Genomic DNA, 26,115 nt, shown 5'->3' with positions numbered 1-26,115 from the left:
CAACCTCAGATACATTTGAAATAGTCGAAAGGTTCACGGCAGGCGTTACAGCGATAGAGCGCTTTACAGGCCGTTGAACCAAATTCACTGATAACCGACGTGTCGGTGCTCGCGCAGCGCGGGCAGGCCACCTCGGCAGGGGCATGCGCATGGCAGCTATGGCCTACCGGCGGGCTGATGCCGTATTCACGCAGTCGCGCGCGGGCGTCGTCGGTCATCCAGTCGGTTGTCCAGGCCGGGTCAAGCTGCAGGACGATATGCACTGGCGTAAAACCGTGGGCGGTCATCGTCTCGCGAATGGCGCCGAGCAGATGCTCCGTCGCCGGACAGCCCGAATAGGTTGGCGTAAAGCCAATCACCCAGCCGCCCGCCTGTGCGCAGACGCTGCGCACCATGCCTAAGTCGGTGATGGTGAGCACCGGCACTTCCGGGTCCGGGATCTGGCTTAACAGCGACCAGATTTGCGGGATTTCCGCCGGGGCGATCTCAGCGAGACGTTGCATAGCGACCTCCTCTTACCACTGCTGACCGGGATACATGCGCTGGAGATACTGCATCTCTGCCAGCATCGGTCCCAGATGTTCGGTGTGCAGCCCTTTTTTGCCGCCGGTGCGATACGCCGCCTCTTCCGGAATGTTCAGGCTGGCCTGCTGGAAACCGGCAAACACTTCCGCTTCCCACTCGGCGCGGAGTTCGCGTGGGTCGACGGCAATCCCCTCGGCAACAAGCTGCTCTTCCAGCGCATCGGCTTCGAACAGTTCGGCGGTAAAGCGCCACAGGGAATCGATCGCCTGCTGCATTTTTTGCGCCGACACCTCCGTGCCGTTGCCCAGACGCTCCAGCCAGCCGCGGCTAAAGCGCAGGTGGTAGCGCGCCTCTTTGATCGCTTTCGCGGCAATCGCGGCCAGCTGCGCATCGCGGCTTTGGGTCAGACGGGTAAAGAGCGCCACGTGCCAGGCGTCGATGAAATACTGACGCACCAGGGTGTCGGCGAAGTTACCGTTCGGCTGCTCCACCAGCAGCAGATTGCTGAACTGGCGCTCATCGCGGCCAAAGGCCAGCGTGTCTTCGTCGCCCTGTCCTTCCAGTTCGGCGGCGTAGGTTAAGAAATTGCGCGCCTGTCCGAGTAAATCCAGGCCGATATTGGCCAGCGCCAGATCGATCTCCAGCTCCGGCGCATGGCCGCACCACGCGCCGAGACGCTGCGACAGGACCAGACAGTTATCGCCGAGGCGCAGGGCATATTGCGTTGTTGCTTTCATATCCATCCTCACATGTGCTCGATGCCATCAGGGAGGGTGTAAAAGGTCGGATGACGGTAGACCTTGCTCTCTGCGGGGTCGAAAAATTCTCCGCGCTCTTCCGGCTGCGAGGCGACGATTTCGCTCGCTTTCACCACCCAGATCGAACAGCCTTCGCTGCGACGGGTGTAGGCATCGCGCGCATTTTCCAGCGCCATGCGGTCATCGGCGGCGTGCAGGCTGCCAACGTGACGGTGGGATAACCCCTGTTTGCTGCGAACAAACACTTCATATAACGGCCAGTAGACATTGCTCATGGTTAATTCCTCTTACGCGGCGGTGCGGGCGTGTTGTTTTTCTGCGTGCGCCAGTGCAGCTTCGCGCACCCACGCCCCCTCTTCCCAGGCTTTACGTTTCGCGGCGAGGCGCTCGTGGTTGCAGATGCCGCGTCCGTTAATCACGTCTTCAAATTCATGCCAGTCGATTTCACCAAAGCGGTAATGGCCGCTCGCTTCATCGAAGTGCAGATCCGCATCCGGCACGGTCATGCCCAGCATCTCGACCTGCGCGACGGTGTTGTCAACAAAGCGCTGGCGCAGTTCGTCATTGCCGAAGCGTTTGATTTTCCAGGCCAGGCTGCGGGCGCTGTTGGGGGAGTTGTCGTCGTTCGGTCCGAACATCATCAGTGCGGGCCACCAGAAACGGTTGATGGCGTCCTGCAGCATCTGGCGCTGAGATTCGCTGCCCTGCGCGAGCGCCATACAGGCTTCAAACCCCTGGCGCTGGTGGAAGCTCTCTTCTTTACAGATTTTCACCATTGCGCGGGCATACGGCCCGTAAGAGGTGCGGCAAAGGGCCACCTGGTTAACGATGGCCGCGCCATCGACCAGCCAGCCAATCACGCCGATGTCGGCCCAGCTCAGGGTTGGGTAGTTGAAGATCGAGGAGTATTTCATCTTGCCGTCGAGCATCTTCTGGTAGATGTCTTCCCGCGCACAGCCCAGGGTCTCCGCCGCGCTGTAGAGATACAGCCCGTGCCCCGCCTCATCCTGCACTTTCGCCAGCAGAATCGCTTTGCGGCGCAGTGTCGGCGCGCGGGTGATCCAGTTTCCTTCCGGCAGCATGCCGACAATTTCGGAGTGCGCATGCTGACCAATCTGGCGGATCAGGGTTTTGCGGTAGGCGTCCGGCATCCAGTCTTGCGGCTCGATGGCTGTCTCCTGTGCGATGCGCTGTTCAAAGCGTTTTTCTTCCGTCACGTCGTCACCTTTATGATTCGTTAAATCGTCAATCATCGTTTAATGATGAATCACTTCGTTTCTTAAAAGTTACACAAAGGTTAAATATAACCCCAAGGAGTGTTTGTCTATTTTGTGATGTCGCTCGCAAGGCTTTTACAGCAAGCCGCTTATGGCGGGCGCTGTTCGCCTGAAGATTCATCCGACAAGATCACATTGTTAACAAATCATTAAAACATCACTTGCTTTTTATGATTCATAATCAAACTATCTATAGTGAAATTACGTAACATTTGGAGAAGAGAGATGCAGCAGTTAGCCAGCTTCTTGTCCGGCACCTGGCAGTCTGGCCGGGGCCGTGAGCGCAACATTCATCACGCCATCAGCGGCGAAGCCCTGTGGAGTGTGACCAGCGAAGGTCTGGATATGGCGGCAGCGCGTCGCTTTGCCATCGAACGCGGCGGTGAATCACTTCGCGCGATGACCTTTATCGAACGCGCGGCGATGCTGAAAGCGGTCGCCAAACATTTGCTGAGCCAGAAAGACCATTTTTATGCCCTGTCGGCTGAGACCGGCGCGACCCGCGCGGACAGCTGGGTGGATATCGAAGGCGGCATCGGCACGATGTTCACCTACGCCAGCCTCGGCAGCCGCGAACTGCCCGATGACACCCTGTGGCCAGAAGACGAGCTGATCCCCCTGTCTAAGGAAGGCGGTTTTGCCGCGCGCCACGTGCTGACATCCAAATCCGGCGTAGCGGTGCATATCAACGCCTTCAACTTCCCCTGTTGGGGGATGCTGGAAAAACTGGCGCCGACCTGGCTTGCCGGGATGCCCGCGATCATTAAACCGGCTACCGCTACCGCGCAGGTCACCCAGGCGATGGTCAAATCCATCGTCGACAGTGGCCTGGTCCCGGAGGGGGCGATTAGCCTGATCTGCGGCGGTGCGGGCGATCTGCTGGATCATCTCGATTTCCAGGACGTAGTGACGTTTACCGGCTCCGCCTCCACCGGGCAGATGCTGCGCGTGCACTCGAATATCGTTGGCAAATCCATTCCGTTCACCATGGAAGCGGACTCGCTGAACTGCTGCGTGCTGGGGGAAGACGTGACGCCGGAGCAGCCGGAATTTGCGCTGTTTATCCGCGAAGTGGTGCGTGAGATGACCGCCAAAGCCGGGCAAAAATGTACCGCCATTCGCCGCATCATTGTTCCGCAAGGGCAGACTGAAGCGGTCAGCCAGGCGCTGATCGCCCGTCTCGAAAAAGTGGTGGTCGGCGACCCGGCGCAGGAAGGGGTCAAAATGGGGGCGCTGGTCAACGCGGAACAGCGTGCCGATGTGCAGGAAAAAGTCGATCTGTTGGTGTCTGCGGGCTGCCAGATCCGTCTCGGCGGCAAAGCCGATCTACACGCTGCGGGCGCGTTCTTCCCGCCGACGTTGCTCTTCTGTCCGCAGCCTGACGAGTCCCCTGCCGTTCACGCGACGGAAGCCTTTGGTCCGGTCGCCACGCTGATGCCGTATCGCGACGCAGACCACGCCATGGCTCTGGCGCGGGCCGGTGAAGGCAGCCTGGCCGGAACGCTGGTAACGGCGAATGCAAATATCGCCCGCCAATTTATTTCCGGCGCGGCGCGGGCGCACGGGCGTATCCAGATCCTTAACAACGAGTCGGCGAAAGAGTCTACCGGCCACGGCTCCCCGCTGCCGCAGCTGGTTCACGGCGGGCCGGGGCGCGCGGGCGGCGGTGAAGAGCTGGGCGGGCTGCGTGCGGTGAAGCACTATCTGCAACGCACCGCCATTCAGGGCAGCCCGTCGATGCTCGCCGCCGTCAGCCAGCAGTGGGTGCGCGGTGCGCAGGTGCAGGAAGATCGCGTACACCCGTTCCGCAAATACTTCGAAGAGCTGCAGCCGGGTGACAGCCTGCTGACCCCGCGCCGCACCCTGACCGAAACGGACATCGTCAATTTTGCCTGTCTGAGCGGCGATCATTTCTACGCCCACATGGACAAAATTGGCGCGGCAGAGTCTATTTTCGGCGAGCGCGTGGTACACGGTTACTTTGTGATTTCTGCGGCGGCGGGTCTGTTCGTTGATGCGGGCGTCGGGCCGGTTATCGCCAACTACGGCATGGAAAATCTGCGCTTTATCGAGCCGGTCAAACCGGGCGATACCATTCAGGTGCGTCTGACCTGTAAGCGCAAAACCCTGAAGAAACAGCGCACCGCAGACGAAAAACCAACCGGCGTGGTGGAGTGGGCCGTCGAGGTCTTTAACCAGCACCAGCAGCCTGTCGCGCTTTACTCCATTCTGACTCTCGTGGCTCGCCAGCAGGGCGATTTCACCGACTGATGTGTCTTTTTACCGGGAAGGCCCCTTCCCGGTTTTTAATTTGGCAAGAGTGACAAATAACCTGGCAGGTGCAGGCAAACACTTTGCGCCCGCGCCTGCCAGGATAACGCTGCACAACACCAATAACACAATAATGATGAGGTCAACGATGGGAAGCCCTTCTTCTTTTTCTGCCCGTAAGACGGCACTGGCCGTGGCTGTCGCGTTGTTATGCGCCTGGCAATCTCCCGTGTTCGCCCATGGCGGCGAAGCGCATATGGTTCCGATGGATAAAACCCTCGCCGATTTTGGCGCCGATGTGCAATGGGACGATTACGCCCAGATGTTTACCATTGCCAAAGACGGTGCCTTTGTGAAGGTCAAACCGGGCGCAAATACCGCCATCGTCAACGGCAAGCCGCTTAAACTGCAGGTGCCGGTGGTGATGAAAGACAACAAGGCGTTCATCTCCGACACCTTCATCAACGATGTTTTCCAGTCGGGGCTTGATCAGACCTTCCAGGTGGAAAAACGCCCGCATCCGCTCAACGCACTAACCGCAGACGAAATTAAACAGGCCGTCGAGATCGTGAAAACTGCGGCGGAATTCAAACCCAATACCCGTTTCACCCAGATTGCGCTGGCCGAACCCGACAAAGCCAAAGTGTGGGATTTTGTCCTGAACGGCACGGCTGTCGATGCTCCGCGTCAGGCGAATGTCACCATGCTGGATGGTAAACACGTCATTGAGAGCGTCGTTGATCTGAAGGACAAAAAAGTCCTGAGCTGGACGCCGGTCAACGACGCCCACGGCATGGTGCTGCTGGATGATTTCACCGCCGTACAGCAGATCATCATGAGCAGCCCGGAATATGCGCAAGCGCTGAAAAAACACGGCGTGGACGACCCGCAGAAAGTGATCGGTACCCCACTGACCGTCGGCTATTTTGACGGGAAAGACGGTCTGAAACAGGAAGAGCGCCTGCTGAAAGTGGTCAGCTATCTCGACACCGGCGACGGTAACTACTGGGCGCACCCGATTGAAAACCTGGTCGCGGTGGTCGACCTCGAGCAGAAAAAAATCCTCAAAATTGAAGAAGGTCCGGTGGTGCCGGTGCCAATGAATCCGCGTCCGTATGATGGTCGTGACCGTATCGCCACCGTCAAAAAACCGCTGGAGATCGTCGAGCCAGAGGGCAAGAACTACACCATTACGGGCGATATGATCCACTGGCAGAACTGGGACTTCCACCTGAGTCTCGACTCCCGCGTCGGGCCTGTCATCTCGACTGTGACCTATAACGACAACGGCAAAAAACGCCAGGTGATGTATCAGGGCTCGCTCGGCGGGATGATTGTCCCTTATGGCGACCCGGACGTGGGCTGGTACTTTAAAGCCTATCTCGATTCCGGTGATTACGGCATGGGCACCCTGACCTCGCCGCTGGTGCGTGGCAAAGATGCGCCGTCGAACGCGGTGATGCTCAACGAAACCATTCCGGATTACACCGGCACGCCGATGGAGATCCCCCGCGCGATTGCCGTGTTTGAACGCTACGCCGGGCCGGAATATAAGCACCAGGAGATGGGCAAACCGAACGTCAGCACCGAGCGCCGTGAACTGGTGGTGCGCTGGATCAGTACCGTCGGTAACTACGACTATATCTTTGACTGGATCTTCCACGAAAACGGCACCATTGGCATTGATGCAGGCGCAACGGGTATCGAAGCGGTAAAAGGTGTGCAGGCTAAAACCATGCATGACCCGAGCGCCAAAGACGATACCAAATATGGCACCCTGATCGACCACAACATCGTCGGTACCACCCACCAGCACATCTACAACTTCCGCCTGGATATGGACGTGGATGGCACCAATAACCGTCTGGTGGCGATGGACCCGGAGGTGAAACCAAACACCGCCGGTGGCCCGCGCACCAGTACCATGCAGGTGAATCAGTACAATATTGATACGGAGCAGCAGGCGGCGCAGAAGTTCGACCCTGGCACCATTCGACTCCTGAGCAACACCAGCAAAGAGAACCGCATGGGCAACCCGGTCTCGTACCAGATTATCCCTTACGCGGGCGGCACTCACCCGGTCGCGAGCGGCGCGAAATTCGCGCCAGACGAGTGGATCTACCATCGCCTGAGCTTTATGGATAAGCAGCTGTGGGTCACGCGTTATCATGCGAATGAGCGCTATCCGGAAGGCAAATTCCCGAACCGTTCGATTCACGACAGCGGTCTTGGGCAGTACAGCAAGGATAACGAATCCATCGATAATCAGGACGATGTGGTGTGGATGACCACCGGCACCACGCACGTGCGCGCGCCGAGGAGTGGCCGATCATGCCGACCGAGTGGGTTCATACCCTGCTCAAACCGTGGAACTTCTTCGACGAGACACCTACGCTCGGCAAGAAGAAAAACGAGAAGTAGCAAATCTGGCCGGGCAAATGCCCGGCCTGTTTTTAATGAGATACCATTGCCCCCGCAAATTCGATCCCGCGCGCTGCAGGTGATACGGGTAGCTTCGGCGTTATATCGGCTGCAAAACGGTGGGCGAAATCGACAGGTACGGTGAGGGTTTTGTGAGTGGCGGCATCGCACGGACGACAACAAAGAAGTATGTGAACTGAAGCCCTCTCACCCAGAGGCTGAGGGCTTTACGTTTGTAGGTCGGGCAGCGTTGCCGCCACCCGACAAGGGCAATTAATACCGCACACACACCGACTTCGTTTCACACCAGCCATCCAGCCAGTCAGGACCAAAATCGCGGCCTGTGCCGGACTGTTTCATGCCGCCAAACGGCAGGTTGGCGTCGATCAGCGTATGGCTGTTCACCCACACGGTTCCCGCCTGTAAACGGTCCGTGTACTCCAGCGCTTTGCTGATATTTTGCGTCCAGACGCTGGCCGTCAGGCCATACTCCGTGTCGTTTGCCAGCTGGAGTGCCTCTTCCCCATCGGCCACTCGCACCAGATTTACCACCGGGCCAAACACCTCTTCGCGGGTCAGGCGCAGGCTGGCATCGGGGTTTACCACCAGCGTTGGCGCAACGTAATAGCCCTGTTTATCCGGGCCGCTGTTGCCGGTAATCAGCTCGGCATGGCTGAGCTGCGCCTCGTTGAGGAAGGTTTGTACTTTGTCGCAATGGGCGCGGGAGACCAGCGGGTTGATGTGTGCCGTGGGCAACATGCCTGGCCCGACGCTCAGGGATTTCACCGCCTGCTCAAAGTGGCTCACCAGGGTATCAAACAGCGGTGCTTCAATGTAAATGCGCGAACTGGCGGCACACACCTGCCCCTGGTTGAGGAAGCTGCCGGTCATGAGTCCTTCCACCACCCACGCAGGGTCGGCATCTTTCAGCACAATAGCCGGGTTTTTGCCGCCCAGCTCCAGGGTCACGCCCGTCAACGTCTCGGCGGCGGTGCGTGCGATCTGTTTGCCGGTGGCCGTTGAGCCGGTAAAACTCACTTTGGCGATATGGGGATGGGAGGTTAGTGCCGCGCCGCACACGGCACCGCTGCCGGTGACGACGTTAAATACGCCATCGGGCACGCCCGCTTCGCTTGCCAGTTCGGCTACGCGCAGCAGGGTCAGTGGCGTGGTTTCCGACGGTTTGATCACGATAGAGCAGCCCGCAGCCAGTGCAGGCATCACCTTCCACATGCCAATCATCAGCGGGAAGTTCCAGGGCACAATTCCGGCCACCACGCCGACCGGCTCTTTACGGGTCCACGCCTGATAGCGCGCCCCTTGCGGCAGCGGAATGGAGAGATCGAGCGTTTTGCCCGCAATTTTGGTGGTCAGCCCGGCGGTGTAGCGCATCCAGTTCAGGGTGCAGCCCACTTCAAACGCGCGGGAGATGTTAATCGATTTGCCCTGCTCCAGGGTTTCGAGCTGCGCCAGCTCTTCCGTATGCTGCTCCACCAGATCGGCAAAACGCAGCAAAATGCGCTCGCGCTCGGCAGGCAGTTTCCCGGCCCAGCTGCGGGAGACAAAGGCGCGCCAGCCGGACATCACCGCGCGATCCACGTCGTCCACACTCGCATCTGCCGTCGAGGCAATCACTTCACCCGTCGCCGGATTGAATATGTTCAGGCGTTTTTCACTTTCAGAGGCAGACGGGCGGCCCTCGATCCACAGGCCATGATGACGGTCTAAAAACTGTTGCACGCTTTGCAGGACGGCGGTCTGTGACTCAGACATACGTTGCTCCTTCATTATTATTCGCAGGGTGTCATCGCAGTCTAAGATGGGTTTGCAAAACGCGCTTTTATCTCTGTGACATTCGTTTTGCCACCTGTGACAGCCCCCGCAAATCATGATAATTCCGGCTTATAACACTGTTATCAGCGAGTGTTCTTTCCTATAGTCAGCCCTGACCTCTGACAAAATGCAACACAAATGCAACAATGCAAAAACATTGACAGTGCAGCGAGATGAAAGATGGCGTGTGCAAGTGAGCAGGAAAAATATCAGCAGTGGCTGGCGCAAATTAACCAGGTCTGTGGCAGCTTTGCCGCGCGCCCGTTGCCGGGCCAGTTCATCGGTGAACTGGAAACCAGCTATGCCAGAAGCCTGAAGCTCAGCACCGTCACCGCCGCAGGCGTTAACCTGTTTCGCACCCGTCAGGAGATCAAAACCAGCAACGACGCCTGGTTTTACACCGTGTTTCAGCTCGAAGGTCAGGCTACGCTGGAGCAGGATGATAAGCAGATTGTGATCGACGCGGGCGACATTACGCTGATTGACGCCTCGCGCCCCTGTTCGATCTACTGGCACGACAAATCGCGCCAGATTTCCCTCTTACTGCCACGCCAGATTCTGGAACAGCAGTGCCGTTTCCAGGAGGTGAGCTGCGCCCATAAGCTGTCGCGCACGCTGCCCACCGTGCAGCTGAGCTATCGGCTGTTGCAGGAGAGTATGGATAATGCGCAGCTAAGCGATATGGAGAGCGAAGCGGCACTGGAAGCGATGGTGTGTCTGTTGCGCCCGGCGTTTCAGCAGCGCGAATCGGCGCCGCCGCGTAAAGAGCGTCAGTTCCAGAATGTGCTGTCGTTGATCGATTCTCATATTCAGTCGGAAGCGCTGCGACCGGAGTGGATTGCCACCGAGAGCGGGATGTCGGTACGCAGCCTGTATCGCATGTTTGCCGATAAAGGGCTGGTGGTGGCGCAGTACATCAAAAACCGGCGGCTGGACCTGTGCGCGCAGGTGCTACGCGCCACAGGCGATGATGAAAAACTGGCGGGCATTGGCTATAGCTGGGGCTTTGCCGACCATAGCCATTTCTCTACGGCCTTCAAACAGCGCTTTGGCGTGTCACCTGGCGAGTATCGCAAGCGCTACCGCTGATCACTTCTTCAGCCACTTTCCGTTGATACCCTTCACGTATTCACCCGGCTGCGCGCGGGCCACCAGCTTTTGCCCGGCCATTTTCGCCACTTCATCCACCGGAATATTGTTGCTGTCCGCCAGTTTCTGGTAGCTTTCGGTGCGCGCCGCGTTGATCTCGTTCACCAGCGCCAGCGTTTGCTTATCCTGGCGCAGCGGCGCGATGTAGCCGCTGAGCGTCTCGCCCACCAGCCCCTGCGCGCGCGCTTCGTTTAAGGTGATCGCTTGCGCCTGAATGCTCATGCCCAGTGCCAGCAAACCGATTGCAAGAAGTCGTTTCATGGCATCCTCAGAACAGATCGCTGCGCGATTTCAGCAGGGTTTCGACGTCTTTATCCACTTTGATATGGATTTCATGTTCGATTTTGACGTTCATATTGATGGTGATCGGCTCTTTCGGTGCCGCCACTTCGATGCGGGGCGTACAGCCTGATAGTATTGCGACCATGACCACGCCGAGCGCGGCTGTCAGCTTTTTCATTGTTGTTCCTCACATTCCTTGCCTGCCTGACAGCGGGTATCCGGTAACGCCGCGTGTTGCTCAAGCCATGCCTGTAAATTATCCCCATAGCGCAGGCTGCGCCACAGGGTAAAAAGATTCTCTTCGTGAGTGTAATTGAGGTTCACGGTGTTGCTTTTACCGTCGACGCGGCTGGTGCCGCTGATCGCCGCCTGCATGGTCAACACACCCAGATTATCTACATTGATTTTCGTCCACGAGCGAGAAATTTCCATATAGCGAAGCCAGTTAATCGCCACGCCCGCCGCCATGTTGTCTTTAACGATGGCGTCTGCCGTGTCCTTATCCAGACGCAGCGTCATCGGGCCGGGGTTAGTCAGCCAGCCGTCTTTGATGATCCATTTTTCGTTCTCCAGCCAGAACGGCAGCGCCCCGCTCACCGGGCCGGACAGGGTAAACTGTTTCGGGTTGACGGCACTGATAAGTTCGCTGGAGGAGATATTCTGCACCCGCAGCAGCGCCGGGTCGTGCTGCGGCATCCGCAGCTGCTGCAGGGTGATTTTTCCGCCCAGCACGTCGGTGCTGACGTTGGTCAGCAGCAGCGGGTGAGATTCACTCCACGGGTAATCGCCCTGCAAATCGGCGGTAATATTGCGTGCGGTGACCTGGTTTATCACTTCGGCGATGCGCAGCGTGACCGGGCCGCGCGTGCCCAGAGACCAGGTGCCTTCGCTGAAGCGGAACGGCAGTACAAAATCGACGCCGTTGATCTGGTTGTCGGGCATCCAGACGCTGCCGCTTTTCACCACGCCATGACCACCCGCTTCGAATCCTTGCCCAGCGGCCGCCGAAAACGCCACCTGAGCGTACAGCTCGCCGTCGCGCAGATTCATTTTCCAGTCGGGCGGCACCAGCGGCTGGAAGACCGTCAGGGACTGTTTTGGCCACCAGGCCTGACCGCGCAGACGCTCTCCATCCCAGCGACCGTTCAACTGGACCGGGCCAATCGCCCCGGCGTGCAGATCGCCTTTAAACTGGAAGAACGTCGGATCGGTGCCGTCGACGCTGAACTTAAGGGTCGACGGCGGTAACACGCTGCCGCCGGAGAACGATGTCTGCTCCGCATCCAGGGAGAGCGCGCCGCTAAAGTGCGGATTGTTTTCGCCACGCAGCCAGCGCACCGGCTGATCCAGCACCAGACGCGGCTTGCTCACCAGCATGGTGCCGTATTGTAGTTTATCGAAACCGGTCGAGAGCGCCGTCAGTTCAATGGCACTGTCGCGCCACTCGCCCTTCCCGGCCACATCCCAGCGGGCATTCATCGGCGTGAAATGTCCATCGCCCCAGTAGCGCCACTGCCACAGGCCGCTGTCCGGCAGGAAGTCATTGGCCTGTCCGTCGAGGTGCAGCACGAAATCGCCCATATCGTTTTCATGGGCTTTTAGAATCGCCTGCAGCCGACCATCCACCCCTTTTTGCGAGAGTTTAACGCCCGCCAGCGGCCAGCGAATTTCGTCGATATTGAGTGAGTCGATAAGCCGACCGCGCGAACGCAGCAGCGCGCCCGGCTCAAAGACGAGCTGCGGATCGGCGAGGCTGCCCGTCAGTTGGGCTGGCAGAATCGCGTACAGAATCAGGTCGCCCTGCTTGGCTTCGCCCGTCACCTGCAGCGGCATGGCGCTGTTTTCCATGCTCAGTTTGCCCGGTCCTAGGCTCAGCACGGCGTTACCTTTCCCGGCATCGCCCTGAGTCAGCACGTTCAAACGACCGCTAAAGGTGGCGTTTTCCAGCCCCTGCTGCCAGTTGTCAACTTTCACGCCCACGCGCCCGCTCAGGGGTAGCCCCTCCAGATCCCAGTGCCAGCGTCCGTCGCTGACTATCAGCTGTTCGGCGGTGAGCTGCCACGGCAAATCCAGCAGCGGATCGGGGTTATCACGGGCGGTCAGCACCAACTGACCACGGTTTTCTTCCCAGTCGAGATCCGCGTCCACCGGTGATGAAAGCGGCGGCACCGTCAGAGTGGCCTCCGCATGGCCTTTCACCGGCACGCCGTCCGGCACCAGCGGCAGGGTAAATTCCCCTGCCAGCCTGATCGGCTGCGGGTAATCCGGCAGATGGACTTCAAACTCGCTGATGGTCAGGTTTTGCCCGCTAAGCTTGCCGCGCACCTTGACCTGTTCGCCCTGGTAGGTCACGTCCTGAACGGAGGGGGTTAAAGAGATGTCGAGTTTGCCCTGCCACTGCTGCCAAGGAGAGAGCGTTAAGCGATCAATTGTCAGCCAGGTGTTCGGCAGCATCGATTGCCATTCGGCAAGTGTTTTGGGCGCGGTGTTAGCCTGTTCCGCCTGCGGCAGTTTGCTCAGGCAGGCGGTATTGAGATCGAGTGCGTCGATATCCAGTTTCCAGCGGCTGGGGTGCGACAGCGTGGCGTTTTCCACGCGAGCGATTTCGCAGTCCTCCACCAGATAGCGAAGATCGGGGATAATAATTTGATTGCGGGTCAGACGCGGGCTTTTCTCGAAAGCAATGCGCGTCCCGACGGGAAGCCAGATTCCGGCAAGGGTTGGCACCCACTGGGCGAGCGTCATCAGCAGCGTCAGCGGCAGAAGAATGAACAACAGCAATAGCGCAATTGCGGCTTTGTATTTACCCCTCATGGGCAGTTAATATCCTGATTTAGCGAAAAAATAAGCCGACAGTGCCCGTCATTGTGGCATGTTTAGCCAGTCAGTTGAAGTCAACGCCATTTTTAAGGATAGTTGCTCTAGAATTATTCATAGAACTTATTGAATTCAATAATATTTTATAAATTGTAAGATTATTTTAATCATGCTAACGTGATGGTAAAATCACTGGAGAAAGTCTTATGAAACTCGCGGTATATAGCACAAAACAGTACGATAAAAAGTATCTGCAACATGTTAACGAGACTTACGGATTCGAACTCGAATTTTTTGACTTTCTGCTGACTGAAAAAACCGCCAAAACGGCGAACGGATGCGAAGCGGTGTGTATTTTCGTCAACGACGATGGCAGCCGCCCGGTGCTGGAAGAGCTGAAAAAGCACGGCGTGAAGTTCATCGCGCTGCGCTGCGCGGGCTTTAACAACGTCGATCTGGATGCGGCGAAAGAGCTGGGGTTAAAAGTGGTGCGCGTGCCGGCCTACTCCCCGGAAGCCGTGGCTGAACATGCCATCGGTATGATGATGTCTCTGAACCGACGTATTCACCGTGCTTATCAGCGCACCCGTGATGCCAACTTCTCTCTCGAAGGTCTGACGGGCTTTACCATGTACGGTAAACCGCAGGCGTCATCGGCACCGGTAAAATCGGCGTGGCGACGCTGCGTATTCTGAAAGGTTTCGGGATGCGTCTGCTGGCGTTCGATCCGTATCCAAGTGCTGCCGCGCTGGAGCTGGGCGTGGAGTATGTCGATCTGCCGACGCTGCTCTCTCAGTCGGACGTGATCTCCCTGCACTGCCCGCTGACTCCCGAGAACTATCACCTGCTTAATCAGAGCGCGTTCGATCAGATGAAAGACGGGGTGATGATTATCAACACCAGCCGTGGCGGTCTGATCGACTCTCAGGCGGCGATCGAAGCCCTCAAAACGCAGAAAATTGGCGCGCTGGGGATGGACGTGTATGAGAACGAACGCGATCTGTTCTTCGAAGACAAGTCTAACGATGTCATCCAGGACGACGTGTTCCGTCGCCTCTCCGCCTGCCACAACGTGCTGTTTACCGGCCACCAGGCGTTCCTGACCGCCGAAGCGCTGATCAGCATTTCAGAAACCACGCTGGGTAATCTGAAACAGCTGGAAAACGGCGAAGACTGTCCGAACGAAGTGGCCTGATGTTCCAGGCCGGGTGGCGTTGACACGTACCCGGCCTCTATAAATCCCGCAACATAAACACCGCCAAAAAGATGTGCGAATCAGGTTCTTCTTAGTCCCTCAGTCAGTAATAGATTTACTCATATTGATACCCGTCCCCCCAAATCCGCTGGCTTCATAAATATGCTGAGCGCGAGCATTGTCCCCTGCCACACGCAATTTGATCTCTTTAATATCCTTCGCTCGTAAATACGCTTCGAAAGCAGCCAGCGACTGTTTACCCAATCCCATTCCCTGGCAGGCAGTGAGAATATGGAAATCATAGATAAAAGCCGTACGCATAACTGGGTCGGGTTTGTACCAGAGATAACCGACATGGGCCGACTGCGCGATAATACACAACAGCACCTGGCCTGCGGTATTTACACCCTCGGGAAGCAATGCCGATAATTCCTGTTTCGCTCTTGCCAGAGAATCCGGTTGCGATACGCGATAGTTTGATTCGATTTCATTGGCATAATCCTGAACAAAATATTCAAGATAAGCGGGATATTCATCTTCCGTCATTGCGCGGAACGTAATCACGTTTAACCTCTCAGGCCTAACCTTTTGATAGATATCATAATAGTGATAACCCCGTCGCCTTCGCTCGTCAAATGAATTCACTGTTAACTACTGGTTTGGGTGAGTTGGTTACGTAACTGCGTATTGATGATCTGCACCGGATACGGTGGGGATAATGTGTAAGGTTCTGGAGATGCTTTGAGCAAAAAACGGACGATGCTATCTTTGTCATTCTCTGAGCGTTGATAAGGTATCGACTGATATGGATTTGAAACTGTCAGGCGGATGTTTGTGCGGGTTTATCAGATTCACAGCGATTAACCCGGTTTCCACTCATTCCTGCTCCTGTGATATTTGCCAGAAGCATTCAGGTTGTCAGACCGCAGTATGGCTTGAATTCCACTCGGCGGATGTTGAATGGACGGGTGAAGGAGGCACACCTTCTTTATATCGCTCATCTAAAACCTCATCCAGAGCATTCTGCACCAGGTGTGGCAGTTCATTAGGTGCGATTGATGACGCGCCGGTGACGGCTTTACTCAGCGGTGTTTTTGACCACAATGAAGCCGTCATTTTTTCGCCCCTCTCCCACTCTTTTCAGGATATGAAACCTGACTGGTGGAGAAAAATCATGCCCGATACCGCTGGATAAAAAAGGACGTTTTGGGCAGTTTCACAATATTACTCTTTGTTATTCTAAGCATTCGTTCTACCTGAAGATGCGGACCGCTGAAGTAGCGCGAGGACCGCTGTGAGCGAGGAGCGTTCATCAGAACCTGATACCATGGGAATGTGCGTCATTATTCATTGGTTCCTAAGGGTGTAAACAGCCTGCTACTTATGCCAAAATGATTCAAATTTAGTGATTAGCAGAGACCTACTGAAATGGCCGTTGTATTCATCCCGTCACTTGTTGCGTTGCTTGAAGCAAAAGAGAAAGAGGCCGGCCGTGAACTGCTCAGGCATGAGGTCGAGGCGATACGAGATAATGCTACCGTTATTGAATTACCGATAGAAATTGTCAGAGACATGACTAAAAACCGGGGCTATCAAGATATTGATGCAGAGGATGTCTGGAACGAATGGTTAACTATCAAAAACAATAAATCATGAAGAATATCGAAGAGTTACGCGCAGAACTTCTCAAAATCGGTGAAAGAATTGGAGGGGGAATAAGACCCAATTATTACTTCATCATCCCTGACAGACCTGATGGTATGGCGACTCCATATCTGGAAATTCATGGCAAAGAATATCATTTCGTTGTCAATGAAAGAGGTACCGAAATAGCGCGTAAAGTTACCCTGAGTGATGATGATATTCTTTATTGGTTTGTTGAGTGTGGTGTGGTTGGTCTGGCTGCAGAATATGCAGCCATGAATAGCTTAGCTGGAACGGAATTCAGGTATGTTTATTTTCGAAAACAATATTGTTTAATGCTCTCCATCAAACCTGAATGGGCAACAAGGAAGCGCAGAGAATTTACAGAAATCCTTAGCGGACAGGTTTAAAAAGGTCACAGAATTTTTCAGAAATGTCATTATCATCAGTTTGATTCGAGCATCACTGTTCCCACCTCTCAGCATCCAACTTCCGCTCCTTGGCACCAGACGGTCTGCAAAACGCTCAAACTTCCAGTGCACGCTTATAGTCGATCCTGAGCAAAGCCCCTGAATACGGCATCTTCTCTAAAAGCGTTTCCGAAAGCCCAAGTCGCGCTGTAGTGACATACAGATAACGATCATCTTCTGCAAAGGCACAGCTTGTCGGTCGCTGCACGGGGAGATTAAGCCATCGCTCGATTTCTCCGTCCGGGGATATCCGCGCAATGGCAGCACCATCAAAGAGTACACTCAGGAGAAACCCGTCCTGATCAACGATCAGTCCGTCAGGCTTGCTTTTTTGGGATTAATGCTGACAACCACCCTTCGATGACTGACTTCGCCTGTGCAAGGATCGTTATCATATCCGTAAATTACGCCACGCCGGGAATCAGTGACGTAAAGTATTTTGCAGTCGGGACTCCAGCTGATTCCATTGATAAGCGTGAAACCAGAATCGACGGTGTGCCACTTACCGTCTGGATCGAGACGATACAAATAGCCTGAACCCTCTTTCAGTTCTTCATCTATCAGCCCAACCCAAAGGCGGCCTGAGGAGTCCAGGCTCGCATCGTTGAGACGAAAGCCCTCCTGTACGTGTGGCGCAGTGCCGATCCTTCGTCTCTTACCGGCTCTGTCAATTAGCTCAACATGGCATCCTGTGCCAATGATTAACTCACCCGTATTTTTCTCCACGACAAAGCCCAGCGGCCCGGGCATGGCATGTTCCACATTCCGGCCCGTTTTGGGATCAAAATAATTGAGAGAAGCACCAAGGGTATCAACCCACAAAAGCCTGGCTCTTGACCAGCTCCATATAGGTGACTCTCCCAGCACAGCCTTGCCTGGAAATACCACCGAAATGCCATTCACTGTCGCGGTTCCACATCAGGAATAGCGATCGATTGCCAGTTCTCCGCAACCTCCTGAGCAGTTGATGCCTTAACAGCGCGAAGATTTCGCGGATAGTCCACATTTGCGGCCTCCCTCATTTTGGTTGCATGGAACTGCCCGTTCGCGGCACGAAGTATCCATCCCCCATCAGTGCATTCTGCTGAGGCAAGATAGGCCACTTCCGGTGCCACTTCCGAAGGATGGAGTTCGGCAGGTTCCCCCTCTATCCCCCACATACGTGTCTGGGCCACGGGAGAAATTGCATTGACGATAATTCCATCTTTTTTGCCTTCACTGGCAAGGACATTCGTGAGTCCTATCACGGCCATTTTGGCTGCCGCGTAGGAGGCAAGACCGTTGTGAACATACTGCGGATAGATCGCCCGGCAAGAGGTCGTCATAATGATGCGGCCATAGCCAGCCGCTTTCATGGCAGGCCAGGCAGCCTGTGCCAACCAGAGAGGAGCCTTGGCAGCAATGGCCATCATATGGTCAAAAGAACTTTCTTCTATCGACTCGATATTATCGTAAGCCACCCAACCCGCATTATGGATTAAGGCATCCAGCCGCCCCGCGACTTGAAGGGCGTCTCTGCACAAATTGTGACAGCTCTCGCGTGAGGCCAGCTCCCCCGGTATCGCGTGTACATTCAGCCCTTCTAATCGAAGTGTCTCTGCCGCCAGTTCTGCAATATGAGGATCGACGCCCTTCCCGTCAGAATTGGCACCGATATCCTGAATCAAAACCATTGCGCCAAGCTGACCCATACACCGGGCATAGGCGAATCCCAATCCGCGCCCCGCACCGGTGATAAGTACTACCCGACCGTTAAAATCCACCATGTCACCCTCGCCGTTTTCACTAAGTGATTGAGAAAACAACATAGAGTGATAACTTTGATATATAAAATACTATTTATATGGCTTCTTAATACTTTAATTGTATCGTGGGAAGATTGACTCACTAACAAGAGGAACGGCGGGATATGACGACAGAGAGTCGGGCACGGATCACTCTACGAAGAATGGAGCAATTCATTGCCGTCGCTGAAGAGCTGCATTTTCACCGGGCCGCCGAACGCCTTAACATGTCGCAGCCTCCGCTGACCAGTGCCATACAGAAACTGGAGGAAGATCTCGGCGTCGCTCTTATTGAGCGTGGTAATCGCGTGGTTAGGCTGACGCCTGCGGGAGAAAAGTTTGTCAGTGAGGCACGCAAAACCCTCCGCCAGGCTGAAAAAACCCTTGTTTCTACGGTAGATGTGGCTGAAGGACGAACGGGTCTTTTACGCCTGGGTTATGTAGGAAGCGCACTTTATGGCCGGTTGCCCGATATTATTCGTGAATTCAGGGCAAGTCATCCGAAGGTACGACTTGAATTGCTAGAAGCTACAACCGCTGCACAGATTGCTGCTCTGCGCGACGGGACGTTAGACATCGGGGTACTGATCCCCCCTCTTGAAAAGGCTGATGATATCGAACAGATCAATTTCGACAGTGATCGTCTGTGTATAGCTATCCCAAAAGATCATCCTTTCAGTAATCGGTCAGACCTTACGCTTGCCGATCTTGCCGGTGAATCTTTTATTTTGTGGCCAATGCCTGAGGGGAAGAGCTTTCATCTGCAGTTTATCCGCCTTTGTGCTAAAGCTGGCTTTGTGCCGATGATTACTCAGGAAGCACATGGAATGCATGCCGTCTTGTCATTGGTGTCTGTGGGAGGTGGTGTATCTGTCGTTCCTCAAAGTATGAGTGGCTTTCGAGGTGACCGGATTAGTTATCATCCCTTATCAGGTGCTGAAACTGAGTTCGATCTGGTCATCTGCTATCGCCATTTATCTCCATCAGCACATGCCTTCGTTCTTTCGGCCGCAAATAAGGAGCAGGGTTTATCACATTCACTATGAAAATTTTCCAGCCGTCTGAGTGACCATCTTTTAAAGGTGGTAGTAGTAAAGGACGGTCTGTTTCTGGCACTCACCAGCTTACTAAGTTGGAAAATGCTGGCTATGAGCGAGAAGCGGACGTTGGTCTAAAGGGAAGCTAAAACGCTTGCTGGAAACTCCTAAAAGCGAACTGTCCGTTTTAACACGACAGTTACAATATCAAAGTATATGAGTGCAAGTGACCAAAAAATCGTTCATTTCATTGAGCACGTAATTCCTTCGCAGTACACTTCCCCAAGGCTATCTAAGGGATTTAAATGAATGAAAAAGCGGAATGGGAAGCAAGTTAAAGCCAATGCCACTCGTAAACTTCGTGAGGCTAAGTTCCCTAAGAAACAGATACCAATTCAAAAACAAGAGGTTTTTTATTCAGTTTGTGAAAAGGTTATTCTGCATACTGAAGAAACCAACGAAACCTCTGCAGACTATTATTTCTGTAAAGCGGTGATAGCAAGGGAGGCAAAAGCGTTTCAGACGGAAAGGCAGGCGGTCCTGAACCTGATAGCATTTTCTGGCGCTCCAGCGACTCCACTAATTCAATCAGCGTTAGAGCTGGACGAACGGTATGAGTTTAGTGAGCAGATTTGTACGGTGTTTTCCCTAGCGAAAAGTGATGCCTCATTCAGTCCATACATGGCAATCATCAGAGCGTTTATTCTTTCGGGTACAAAACAGCAGTATGTTACCTATTTTAACTGTCTGATGGGCAATTCGGCTTCTTTTAACAAGGAACCTCCCATTTTTGATATCAATAATCTGAATAACGCTCAGTTGATGGCCTTTTATGAAGCAACGCACCGTGTACTGCTAGATAGCTCACGCCAACTCTCTACCCTTGAAAAGCTAACTCAATTTATATCTCATCAAGTGGGCGAAGATACCTCCCAGAGCTTGCTCTTTTTTGAATCCTATTTTAGCCTCGATAGAAACCCTAAACACAGTATCGAGGTTGCCAAGCAGTTCCTCAGCGCCCCCAACCTTTCGGCAGGACGCACTAACTATCTAAGTTCACTGGCATTCAATACGGCTCATGCCGCTATAGATTTGGCTGATATTGAGGAAGCTTGTTACTGGATAGATTACGTTAATGATGACGACAAGGCGGCAACTCTCAGGCGTTCAATCGCTAAATTAGAAGAGAAAATAGGGGAAAGGATTGCTCACCCTTTAAATCCTGAACATATTACCCCCGTCTCACTTGAAAAAATTCCTACCAGAATGCTGATGGTACTATGCGCTTTTGTTGATGGCTGCGGTGATGATTGGGGATTCAAAACGCTAGAACGTTCAGGGAAGTACATATTCCCTTCAGAGATAATGACAAAGATGCTTTTCCAGTCTCTGGCAATCGGCGGATTAATTAAAATGTCCACAGCTTCTTTCAACGCGCTGGAGGATTCTGTGCTGGACCAGTTTAATGAAATACTCTGGGTTGCGAAATTCCATTTAAACATCATCGGTATTGCAGATAGCAGATTGATGGCGTTACCGGTATTACTAGAAGAGCTAGAACGACGCAGTGATAAAAAAGAGGTGGCCTGGCAGATTCGTAGGCTCATCACGACAGGATATTTCTACAACGCGTTTGAGTACTATCTCGGCAATGTTAATGAGCTCTGGGCAAGAGAGTTTGCCCTGAATGAGGCGACAACAGAACGAATAACTGAATCGACACTCAGTGGCAAAGATCTAGCCTATATTGCCAGATCGTCGATTCGCTTTACTGCGGGGCAGCACTCGATCGGTAGCACAAATGGTAATAGACACACCTGTAATACCCTCATTGGTAGCATCAATCGTTATTTCGACTGGGTAAATGAAGGACGTTATTCCTACAACGCATATGAACGGAGTAAAAGACAACCCATTCTCTCCTCAGAAAGGTTGCTTGAGCAAATCGCAGAATTCACACCGGAGGACATCTACAACCTTCCGCCTTTGCCGCAAGAAATTGAGGAAGAAGAATCTGAAGACGAGTAATTTCAGAATGTGAGTAATCGGCTTTATCTAACGGATGAACTTACACATAAGCAGGGGCTGACCCAAATTGTAATTTGATTAGCTTGCACCATATTGATTGGCTCAACATTAGATTAGTCGGGTTCGCTGCTTGTACGGGACGGACCCTCTCAAAGACATCAAGGTCCGCTCAGAGCGAAAAGCGGACGATGAAGTGAGCCATTTATGTCCATCACATCTGCGGCGACGTAGAATAGGACGCGTCGCCACAAAACCAAAGCACCTACCGAGCAGGTGCTTTAGTCTGAATAAAATGAATCAAACTCTTCCGAGCAGAATATTCAACATGCGTCTCAAAGGTTCGGCCGCCCCCCACAATAGCTGATCGCCTACCGTTAAAACTGAATAGATAGGGTCATTGTTTAGCGACATTTTCTTATAACGGCCAATTCCTACTTTAAGCGAACCGCTGATATAGGCAGGAGTCAATTTACTGACACTCTCAACCTTTTTATTGGGCACATAATTAACCCAGGGATGGGAATGCGCCACTAACTCCGCAAATTCTGTTTCGCTGACTTCACGCTTGAGCTTCACGGTGATTGCAGCACTGTGGCAACGGATCACACCGACCCGTATGCACAAACCATTTACCGGGATCGTACCGGGAGGAAGGCCCAAGATTTTGTTCGTTTCTGCCTCACCTTTCCATTCTTCACGGCTGTTGCCATCGCCTAAATCACTATCAATCCATGGAATGATGCTACCCATTAAAGGCGCACCGAAGTTCTGGATCGGCATGTCAGCGCTTTTAATCAATTCACTGACTTTATTGACTAACGGAAGTACTGAACCTGAAGATGCCAGTTCATCGGCGGACAAATGGCTGCTGATATACGCACTTTGCGCGATCAATTCCCGTACATACTGAGCACCGGCACCCGATGCGGACTGATAGGTCATCACGCTCATCCATTCAATGAGATCTGCTTTTATCAGCCCGGCGAGCCCCATCAGACTCAGAGTGATCGAACAGTTGCCACCAACAAACAGCTTAATTCCCTCATTGACGGCACGATCGATATGGGTGCGATTCACGGGATCGAGAATAATGCAGGCTCTTTCATCCATCCGCAGCGCTGAGGCCGCATCAATCCAGTAGCCCTCCCAGCCGTGGGCAATCAATGCAGGATAAACCGCTTTAGTATAGTCCCCACCCTGGCAGGTTATGATGATGTCCATTTCGGCCAGGGCACTAATGGAATTAGCATCTTTGAGTATATAGCTCACGTCACCAATGACCGGACCGGTGGCACCCGCACTGGACGTGCTGTAAAAATGCGCAGAAATATCGTCAAAGTCGTTCTCTTCGACCATGCGCTGGAGCAAAACAGACCCTACCATTCCTCGCCAACCTACAATGCCAACTTGCTTCATTTGCTTAACCTTAATAACGTTATAAAAATGTTAATTATTTTCGAAGCACGTTATATATCATCCCTAAATAAAGGTCATTACGAAGTGCATTAGATTCTGTCATTATTAAAATGTTTCATATGGCATCAGCGATTTTTATCCCTAACACAGATAAAAATCAATCATATCCATTTGATATACTTAAGAAATAATTCCAAGACTGATACTGAAAGGCCTAAGCAATCAAGAATGGTACACGCATAGTTAAAGTTTGATGGGTGTCTCTCAGATGTCTGCTCCTGGCACAGAGCGGACAAGCAAACAGCGTTGAAGGTACGCTGAGAGCGAAAAGCGGACGTCAAAACCATGCGGACAGGGTAGTTCTGCCACATAAAACATTATAATGCTGTTGCTAATCAAAGAGTTCTCAAAGTATAACAACTCATCAGGTCTAAAATTCTTAAGTGAGCTACAGGTAAAAACCAATGATTTCTAAGGCGAATGCTGAGCATTACATATGGGGTGACAAGTGCGATGGTTGGTATCTGCTAAACCGGCAAGACATGCTAATTATTCACGAAAAGATGCCGCCAGAAACGTGCGAAAAGCGACACTACCATTCCGTATCCAGGCAGTTTTTTTTCGTTCTTGATGGGGTTTTGACCATGGAGCTGGAAGGGAAAGAGCATCGGATCGTCGCTCAACAGGGTATTGAGATTCCCCCTGGCTCAGAGCATCAGGCAAGAAATGACTCTGATTCTGCGGTCGAATTTATCGTCATCTCACATCCAACACCGCGCGGGGATCGAACAGACCTTCCCTGCCAGTGACTTAGCTAAAATTCCCTGGCCGCGCTGCTCAACACGCCTCAGAGCCATTTTGAGGCGTAAGGGGCATTTCCGGCACCTTTATACCCCTGAAAAATGCCATAATGATTTCGATGCTGCTACACAGTTATGCACTATCATCTGCTCGCCATTAATTGGTGCATTCCAAGGTTAGCAATGTCCGCTCCTGGCACACAGCAGCCGTTTTGACCGAACCTCGTCATAAGAAGGGAGTTATGCAAATTTTGCCGACGATAGTGATGTGATTTGCAAACGGTCGCTATGTTTTGCGACATGACAAAACCCAGCAGGAATGGCTGGAACCGCATTGTGCGCTGTCACACTGTGGCGTTAAAACGGCGTGACACCCGCCGTCCATTGAAAAACCGTCGCCTCGTAGGATTTGACGGTGTGATATCAGTTTTAAATCTGCGCCATACCGCCGTCAACAAACAGCTCTACAGCATTGATAAAACTGGCGGCATCAGATGCCAGAAACGCAACGGCTTTGCCGACTTCCGCTGGCTCACCAATCCGGCCCAACGGAACCTGCGCCGCCAGCGCATCAAACAGGCCCTGACGCTGCTCCTCGGCAACCAGCCCCTCTAATCCAGGCGTTTTGACCGGACCCGGACTCACGACATTCACCCGAATACCCCGCCCCTGCAAGTCCAGCGCCCATGAGCGAGCAAAGTTTCTCACTGCGGCTTTACTGGCGCTATACACGCTAAAGTTAGCCGTCCCTTTTACCGAAACGGTGGAAGCGGTGAGGATAATGGATGAACCGGCACCAAGCAGTGGCAGTGCTTTCTGGACGGTGAATAATACTCCGCGAACATTGGTCCCGAAAATCCGGTCATAATGTTCTTCCGTTATTTCACCCAGCGCCAGCATATCTCCGCCACCGGCGTTAGCAAACAGAATGTCCAGACGCCCCGACTCTTCTGCAATTTGTGCGTAAACATTATCCAGATCGCTAAGACGGGAGATATCGGCCCGAATCCCCTTAGCCGACGGGCCGATCAACGCGATGGCCGCATCCAGTTCCTGCTGACGACGTCCGGTGATGTAGACTTTTGCCCCCTGCGCCGCCAGTTCCTGAGCACTGGCAAGACCGATTCCTGTGCTGCCGCCCGTGACCAGGGCAATTTTGTCTGAAAGTGGTTTACTCATTATCCATATCCTCGGTTGTGGGTTCGAATGGGCCGTCATTCAGCCTGTGAACTCACTCTAGCCGCAGAGAAATTATTGATAAATTAGCAAAAGTAGAAAACACTCTTTCTACAGGTGAATAATCAACTCCCTCACGGAGAACCAGAACGTGGATCAGTTAATGGCTATGCGTGCGTTTACGCGGGTGGTGGAAACTGGCAATTTTACGCGGGCAGCGGATTCACTGAATCTGCCGAATGCCACATTAAGTAAGCTGGTTAAATCACTGGAGGCCCATCTCGACGTGCGTCTTTTACATCGTACGACCCGGCGCGTCGTCGCAACACCAGAGGGTCAGGACTATTATGAAAAAGCCTCGCGGGTACTCATTGAAATTGAGGAGATAGACACGTCGTTTAGCGCCTTGCAGAGCAGACCTAAAGGGTATCTGCGTATTGATGTCGGCGGCTCTACCGCACGTGAAGTCCTGATCCCGGCGTTACCGGATTTTTTGCAGCGCTATCCGGAAATCAAAATCGATTTAGGCGTTTCCGATAGGCCGGTGGATCTTATTAGCGGAAATGTGGACTGTGTAATTCGCGGTGGCGCGCTCAATGACTCCTCGTTGATCGCCCGCCACATTGGTGATGCCCCGATGGTGACCTGCGCTACGCCGGGATACCTGAAAGCCGCTGGTGTACCTGCGTATCCGGAAGAATTAAGAAATGGACATAAGCTGGTGAGCTATTTGTCTCCGCTGACGGGCAGAGCCTTTCCTTTTCGCTTTATCGTAGAAGGTGAAGAGCGGGAGATGAAGACGCAACATCACATCGGGGTTAACGAAAGTAATGCGCATTTGGCTGCGGCCTTGGCGGGGATGGGAATCATCCAGACCTTTTGCTATGCGGCGAAAGATAAACTGAACAACGGCACGCTGGTTGAGATCCTACAAGAATGGCGCCCCGAGAGTTATCCTTTTTATGTCGTCTATCCCCAGAACAGGCACATGACACATCGGTTACGCGTGTTTATTGACTGGCTAACCGAGGTATTCCCAGCGGCACTCCGCAGTTACCGGTAATCACACCTCTTTTGATCCTTAAGGGCGCAAAAGTTTCACCGATTCATCTTCTCTTGAGCCCTTCTCTAATGCCTGCCCTTGGGGTGATCCGCTCTGAGCGAGGAGCGGAAGCTAAATTTTTGTCGGAATATGTCAGCCGTGAACGTCATCAATCAGGAAACATATCCTT

At 53.5% G+C, this 26,115-nt stretch carries 21 protein-coding genes and 3 pseudogenes; 11 read left to right on the top strand and 13 right to left on the bottom strand.

Features of this window, described 5'->3' with window-relative positions; translation table 11 throughout:
- Positions 1-5: 5 nt before the first annotated feature.
- From paaD to paaA, 4 genes are read right to left on the bottom strand one after another with little or no spacing between them, the layout of a single operon-like run.
- Entirely contained in the window at positions 6-503 is a 498-nt protein-coding gene (paaD, locus tag ETG88_RS05355; RefSeq protein WP_107703620.1) for a 1,2-phenylacetyl-CoA epoxidase subunit PaaD, read from the bottom strand.
- Positions 504-515: 12 nt separating this feature from the next.
- On the bottom strand, positions 516-1,262 hold the full coding sequence (gene paaC / locus ETG88_RS05350) for a 1,2-phenylacetyl-CoA epoxidase subunit PaaC (RefSeq protein WP_129034871.1): 747 nt from the start codon (positions 1,260-1,262) through the stop codon (positions 516-518).
- 8 nt (positions 1,263-1,270) lie between these two features.
- The gene (gene paaB, locus ETG88_RS05345; protein ID WP_100780238.1) at positions 1,271-1,558 is read right to left on the bottom strand and encodes a 1,2-phenylacetyl-CoA epoxidase subunit PaaB; all 288 of its coding nucleotides are present in this window, start codon (positions 1,556-1,558) and stop codon (positions 1,271-1,273) included.
- Positions 1,559-1,570: 12 nt separating this feature from the next.
- The gene (gene paaA / locus ETG88_RS05340) at positions 1,571-2,500 is read right to left on the bottom strand and encodes a 1,2-phenylacetyl-CoA epoxidase subunit PaaA (RefSeq protein ID WP_129034870.1); all 930 of its coding nucleotides are present in this window, start codon (positions 2,498-2,500) and stop codon (positions 1,571-1,573) included.
- A 285-nt stretch (positions 2,501-2,785) separates the two neighbouring features.
- Between paaA and paaZ the strand changes: the two genes are divergently transcribed.
- A complete protein-coding gene (gene paaZ, locus ETG88_RS05335) occupies positions 2,786-4,831 on the top strand; it encodes a phenylacetic acid degradation bifunctional protein PaaZ (RefSeq protein ID WP_129034869.1) in 2,046 nt (681 codons plus the stop codon).
- 148 nt (positions 4,832-4,979) lie between these two features.
- A pseudogene (tynA, locus tag ETG88_RS05330) lies at positions 4,980-7,252 on the top strand (primary-amine oxidase).
- Positions 7,253-7,525: 273 nt separating this feature from the next.
- Here tynA and ETG88_RS05325 read toward each other — a convergent pair.
- Positions 7,526-9,025 carry an aldehyde dehydrogenase family protein gene (locus tag ETG88_RS05325; protein WP_129034868.1) on the bottom strand — a complete coding sequence of 500 codons (1,500 nt, stop codon included), beginning with the start codon at positions 9,023-9,025 and terminating at the stop codon, positions 7,526-7,528.
- A 240-nt stretch (positions 9,026-9,265) separates the two neighbouring features.
- Here ETG88_RS05325 and feaR point away from each other — a divergent pair, with 240 nt between their 5' ends.
- Positions 9,266-10,174 (top strand): transcriptional regulator FeaR, encoded by a 909-nt coding sequence (feaR, locus tag ETG88_RS05320; protein WP_102103662.1) that lies wholly within the window; start codon positions 9,266-9,268, stop codon positions 10,172-10,174.
- Here feaR and ETG88_RS05315 read toward each other — a convergent pair whose 3' ends face one another.
- Genes ETG88_RS05315 through ETG88_RS05305 form a run of 3 tightly spaced genes read right to left on the bottom strand, consistent with a single transcriptional unit; the run spans position 10,175 to position 13,330 of the window.
- Positions 10,175-10,495, bottom strand: a complete 321-nt coding sequence (locus tag ETG88_RS05315; RefSeq protein ID WP_129034867.1) for a YdbL family probable chaperone protein — start codon at positions 10,493-10,495, stop codon at positions 10,175-10,177.
- A 7-nt stretch (positions 10,496-10,502) separates the two neighbouring features.
- Positions 10,503-10,694 (bottom strand): YnbE family lipoprotein, encoded by a 192-nt coding sequence (locus ETG88_RS05310; RefSeq protein ID WP_129034866.1) that lies wholly within the window; start codon positions 10,692-10,694, stop codon positions 10,503-10,505.
- Positions 10,691-13,330, bottom strand: coding sequence for a YdbH family protein (locus ETG88_RS05305; protein WP_129034865.1), 2,640 nt, complete (start codon positions 13,328-13,330; stop codon positions 10,691-10,693). Before ETG88_RS05305 ends, ETG88_RS05310 begins: the two co-directional genes overlap by 4 nt.
- A 209-nt stretch (positions 13,331-13,539) precedes the next feature.
- Here ETG88_RS05305 and ETG88_RS05300 point away from each other — a divergent pair.
- Positions 13,540-14,528: pseudogene (locus ETG88_RS05300) on the top strand (2-hydroxyacid dehydrogenase).
- A 99-nt stretch (positions 14,529-14,627) separates the two neighbouring features.
- On the opposite strand, the gene ETG88_RS05295 reads toward ETG88_RS05300, so the two are convergent.
- Entirely contained in the window at positions 14,628-15,092 is a 465-nt protein-coding gene (locus ETG88_RS05295) for a GNAT family N-acetyltransferase (RefSeq protein WP_129034864.1), read from the bottom strand.
- 241 nt (positions 15,093-15,333) lie between these two features.
- Between ETG88_RS05295 and ETG88_RS05290 the strand changes: the two genes are divergently transcribed.
- The 3 genes from ETG88_RS05290 (at position 15,334) to ETG88_RS05280 (ending at position 16,582) form a co-directional block, all read left to right on the top strand.
- On the top strand, positions 15,334-15,723 hold the full coding sequence (locus tag ETG88_RS05290; RefSeq protein ID WP_129034863.1) for a GFA family protein: 390 nt from the start codon (positions 15,334-15,336) through the stop codon (positions 15,721-15,723).
- A gap of 233 nt (positions 15,724-15,956) precedes the next feature.
- A complete protein-coding gene (locus ETG88_RS05285) occupies positions 15,957-16,184 on the top strand; it encodes a hypothetical protein (RefSeq protein ID WP_129034862.1) in 228 nt (75 codons plus the stop codon).
- On the top strand, positions 16,181-16,582 hold the full coding sequence (locus tag ETG88_RS05280) for an Imm63 family immunity protein (protein ID WP_129034861.1): 402 nt from the start codon (positions 16,181-16,183) through the stop codon (positions 16,580-16,582). Before ETG88_RS05285 ends, ETG88_RS05280 begins: the two co-directional genes overlap by 4 nt.
- Before the next feature lie 115 nt (positions 16,583-16,697).
- Here the strand turns inward: ETG88_RS05280 and ETG88_RS05275 are convergent.
- A pseudogene (locus tag ETG88_RS05275) lies at positions 16,698-17,509 on the bottom strand (SMP-30/gluconolactonase/LRE family protein).
- Between the two features lie 32 nt (positions 17,510-17,541).
- Positions 17,542-18,450: an SDR family NAD(P)-dependent oxidoreductase gene (locus ETG88_RS05270; RefSeq protein ID WP_252152558.1), complete on the bottom strand. Its 909-nt coding sequence runs from the start codon at positions 18,448-18,450 to the stop codon at positions 17,542-17,544.
- Between the two features lie 140 nt (positions 18,451-18,590).
- Between ETG88_RS05270 and ETG88_RS05265 the strand changes: the two genes are divergently transcribed.
- Together ETG88_RS05265 and ETG88_RS05260 are read left to right on the top strand one after the other, a co-directional pair.
- Complete coding sequence (locus ETG88_RS05265; protein ID WP_252152557.1) at positions 18,591-19,472, top strand: LysR substrate-binding domain-containing protein; 882 nt, start codon at positions 18,591-18,593, stop codon at positions 19,470-19,472.
- Positions 19,473-19,772: 300 nt separating this feature from the next.
- The gene (locus tag ETG88_RS05260; protein ID WP_129034858.1) at positions 19,773-21,491 is read left to right on the top strand and encodes a hypothetical protein; all 1,719 of its coding nucleotides are present in this window, start codon (positions 19,773-19,775) and stop codon (positions 21,489-21,491) included.
- A 297-nt stretch (positions 21,492-21,788) separates the two neighbouring features.
- Here ETG88_RS05260 and asd read toward each other — a convergent pair whose 3' ends face one another.
- Positions 21,789-22,907: an aspartate-semialdehyde dehydrogenase gene (gene asd, locus ETG88_RS05255; RefSeq protein WP_129034857.1), complete on the bottom strand. Its 1,119-nt coding sequence runs from the start codon at positions 22,905-22,907 to the stop codon at positions 21,789-21,791.
- A gap of 464 nt (positions 22,908-23,371) precedes the next feature.
- Between asd and ETG88_RS05250 the strand changes: the two genes are divergently transcribed.
- On the top strand, positions 23,372-23,716 hold the full coding sequence (locus ETG88_RS05250) for a cupin domain-containing protein (RefSeq protein WP_129034856.1): 345 nt from the start codon (positions 23,372-23,374) through the stop codon (positions 23,714-23,716).
- Positions 23,717-24,136: 420 nt separating this feature from the next.
- On the opposite strand, the gene ETG88_RS05245 is transcribed toward ETG88_RS05250, so the two are convergent.
- Positions 24,137-24,886 carry an SDR family NAD(P)-dependent oxidoreductase gene (locus tag ETG88_RS05245; protein ID WP_102103654.1) on the bottom strand — a complete coding sequence of 250 codons (750 nt, stop codon included), beginning with the start codon at positions 24,884-24,886 and terminating at the stop codon, positions 24,137-24,139.
- Between the two features lie 148 nt (positions 24,887-25,034).
- On the opposite strand from ETG88_RS05245, the gene ETG88_RS05240 reads away from it, so the two are divergent.
- Positions 25,035-25,946, top strand: coding sequence for a LysR family transcriptional regulator (locus tag ETG88_RS05240; RefSeq protein ID WP_129034855.1), 912 nt, complete (start codon positions 25,035-25,037; stop codon positions 25,944-25,946).
- The last annotated feature ends 169 nt before the right edge of the window (positions 25,947-26,115 follow it).

The organism is Lelliottia nimipressuralis (assembly GCF_004115925.1).
GTDB classification, from domain to species: Bacteria; Pseudomonadota; Gammaproteobacteria; order Enterobacterales; family Enterobacteriaceae; genus Enterobacter; species Enterobacter nimipressuralis.
The sequence above is the reverse complement of the archived record's forward strand: the minus strand, read 5'-3'. Positions and strand labels throughout refer to the sequence as shown.

Bases quoted from the DNA above. Each gene is read 5' to 3' on its own strand.
- ETG88_RS05310 (WP_129034866.1), bottom strand. From the start codon at position 10,694: ATGAAAAAGCTGACAGCCGCGCTCGGCGTGGTCATGGTCGCAATACTA.
- ETG88_RS05265 (WP_252152557.1), top strand. From the start codon at position 18,591: ATGGAGCAATTCATTGCCGTCGCTGAAGAGCTGCATTTTCACCGGGCC.
- ETG88_RS05290 (WP_129034863.1), top strand. From the start codon at position 15,334: ATGGATTTGAAACTGTCAGGCGGATGTTTGTGCGGGTTTATCAGATTC.
- asd (WP_129034857.1), bottom strand. From the start codon at position 22,907: ATGAAGCAAGTTGGCATTGTAGGTTGGCGAGGAATGGTAGGGTCTGTT.
- ETG88_RS05325 (WP_129034868.1), bottom strand. From the start codon at position 9,025: ATGTCTGAGTCACAGACCGCCGTCCTGCAAAGCGTGCAACAGTTTTTA.
- ETG88_RS05285 (WP_129034862.1), top strand. From the start codon at position 15,957: ATGGCCGTTGTATTCATCCCGTCACTTGTTGCGTTGCTTGAAGCAAAA.
- paaZ (WP_129034869.1), top strand. From the start codon at position 2,786: ATGCAGCAGTTAGCCAGCTTCTTGTCCGGCACCTGGCAGTCTGGCCGG.
- ETG88_RS05245 (WP_102103654.1), bottom strand. From the start codon at position 24,886: ATGAGTAAACCACTTTCAGACAAAATTGCCCTGGTCACGGGCGGCAGC.
- feaR (WP_102103662.1), top strand. From the start codon at position 9,266: ATGGCGTGTGCAAGTGAGCAGGAAAAATATCAGCAGTGGCTGGCGCAA.
- paaC (WP_129034871.1), bottom strand. From the start codon at position 1,262: ATGAAAGCAACAACGCAATATGCCCTGCGCCTCGGCGATAACTGTCTG.
- ETG88_RS05280 (WP_129034861.1), top strand. From the start codon at position 16,181: ATGAAGAATATCGAAGAGTTACGCGCAGAACTTCTCAAAATCGGTGAA.
- ETG88_RS05250 (WP_129034856.1), top strand. From the start codon at position 23,372: ATGATTTCTAAGGCGAATGCTGAGCATTACATATGGGGTGACAAGTGC.
- ETG88_RS05305 (WP_129034865.1), bottom strand. From the start codon at position 13,330: ATGAGGGGTAAATACAAAGCCGCAATTGCGCTATTGCTGTTGTTCATT.
- ETG88_RS05270 (WP_252152558.1), bottom strand. From the start codon at position 18,450: ATGTTGTTTTCTCAATCACTTAGTGAAAACGGCGAGGGTGACATGGTG.
- paaD (WP_107703620.1), bottom strand. From the start codon at position 503: ATGCAACGTCTCGCTGAGATCGCCCCGGCGGAAATCCCGCAAATCTGG.
- ETG88_RS05260 (WP_129034858.1), top strand. From the start codon at position 19,773: ATGAAAAAGCGGAATGGGAAGCAAGTTAAAGCCAATGCCACTCGTAAA.
- paaB (WP_100780238.1), bottom strand. From the start codon at position 1,558: ATGAGCAATGTCTACTGGCCGTTATATGAAGTGTTTGTTCGCAGCAAA.
- ETG88_RS05315 (WP_129034867.1), bottom strand. From the start codon at position 10,495: ATGAAACGACTTCTTGCAATCGGTTTGCTGGCACTGGGCATGAGCATT.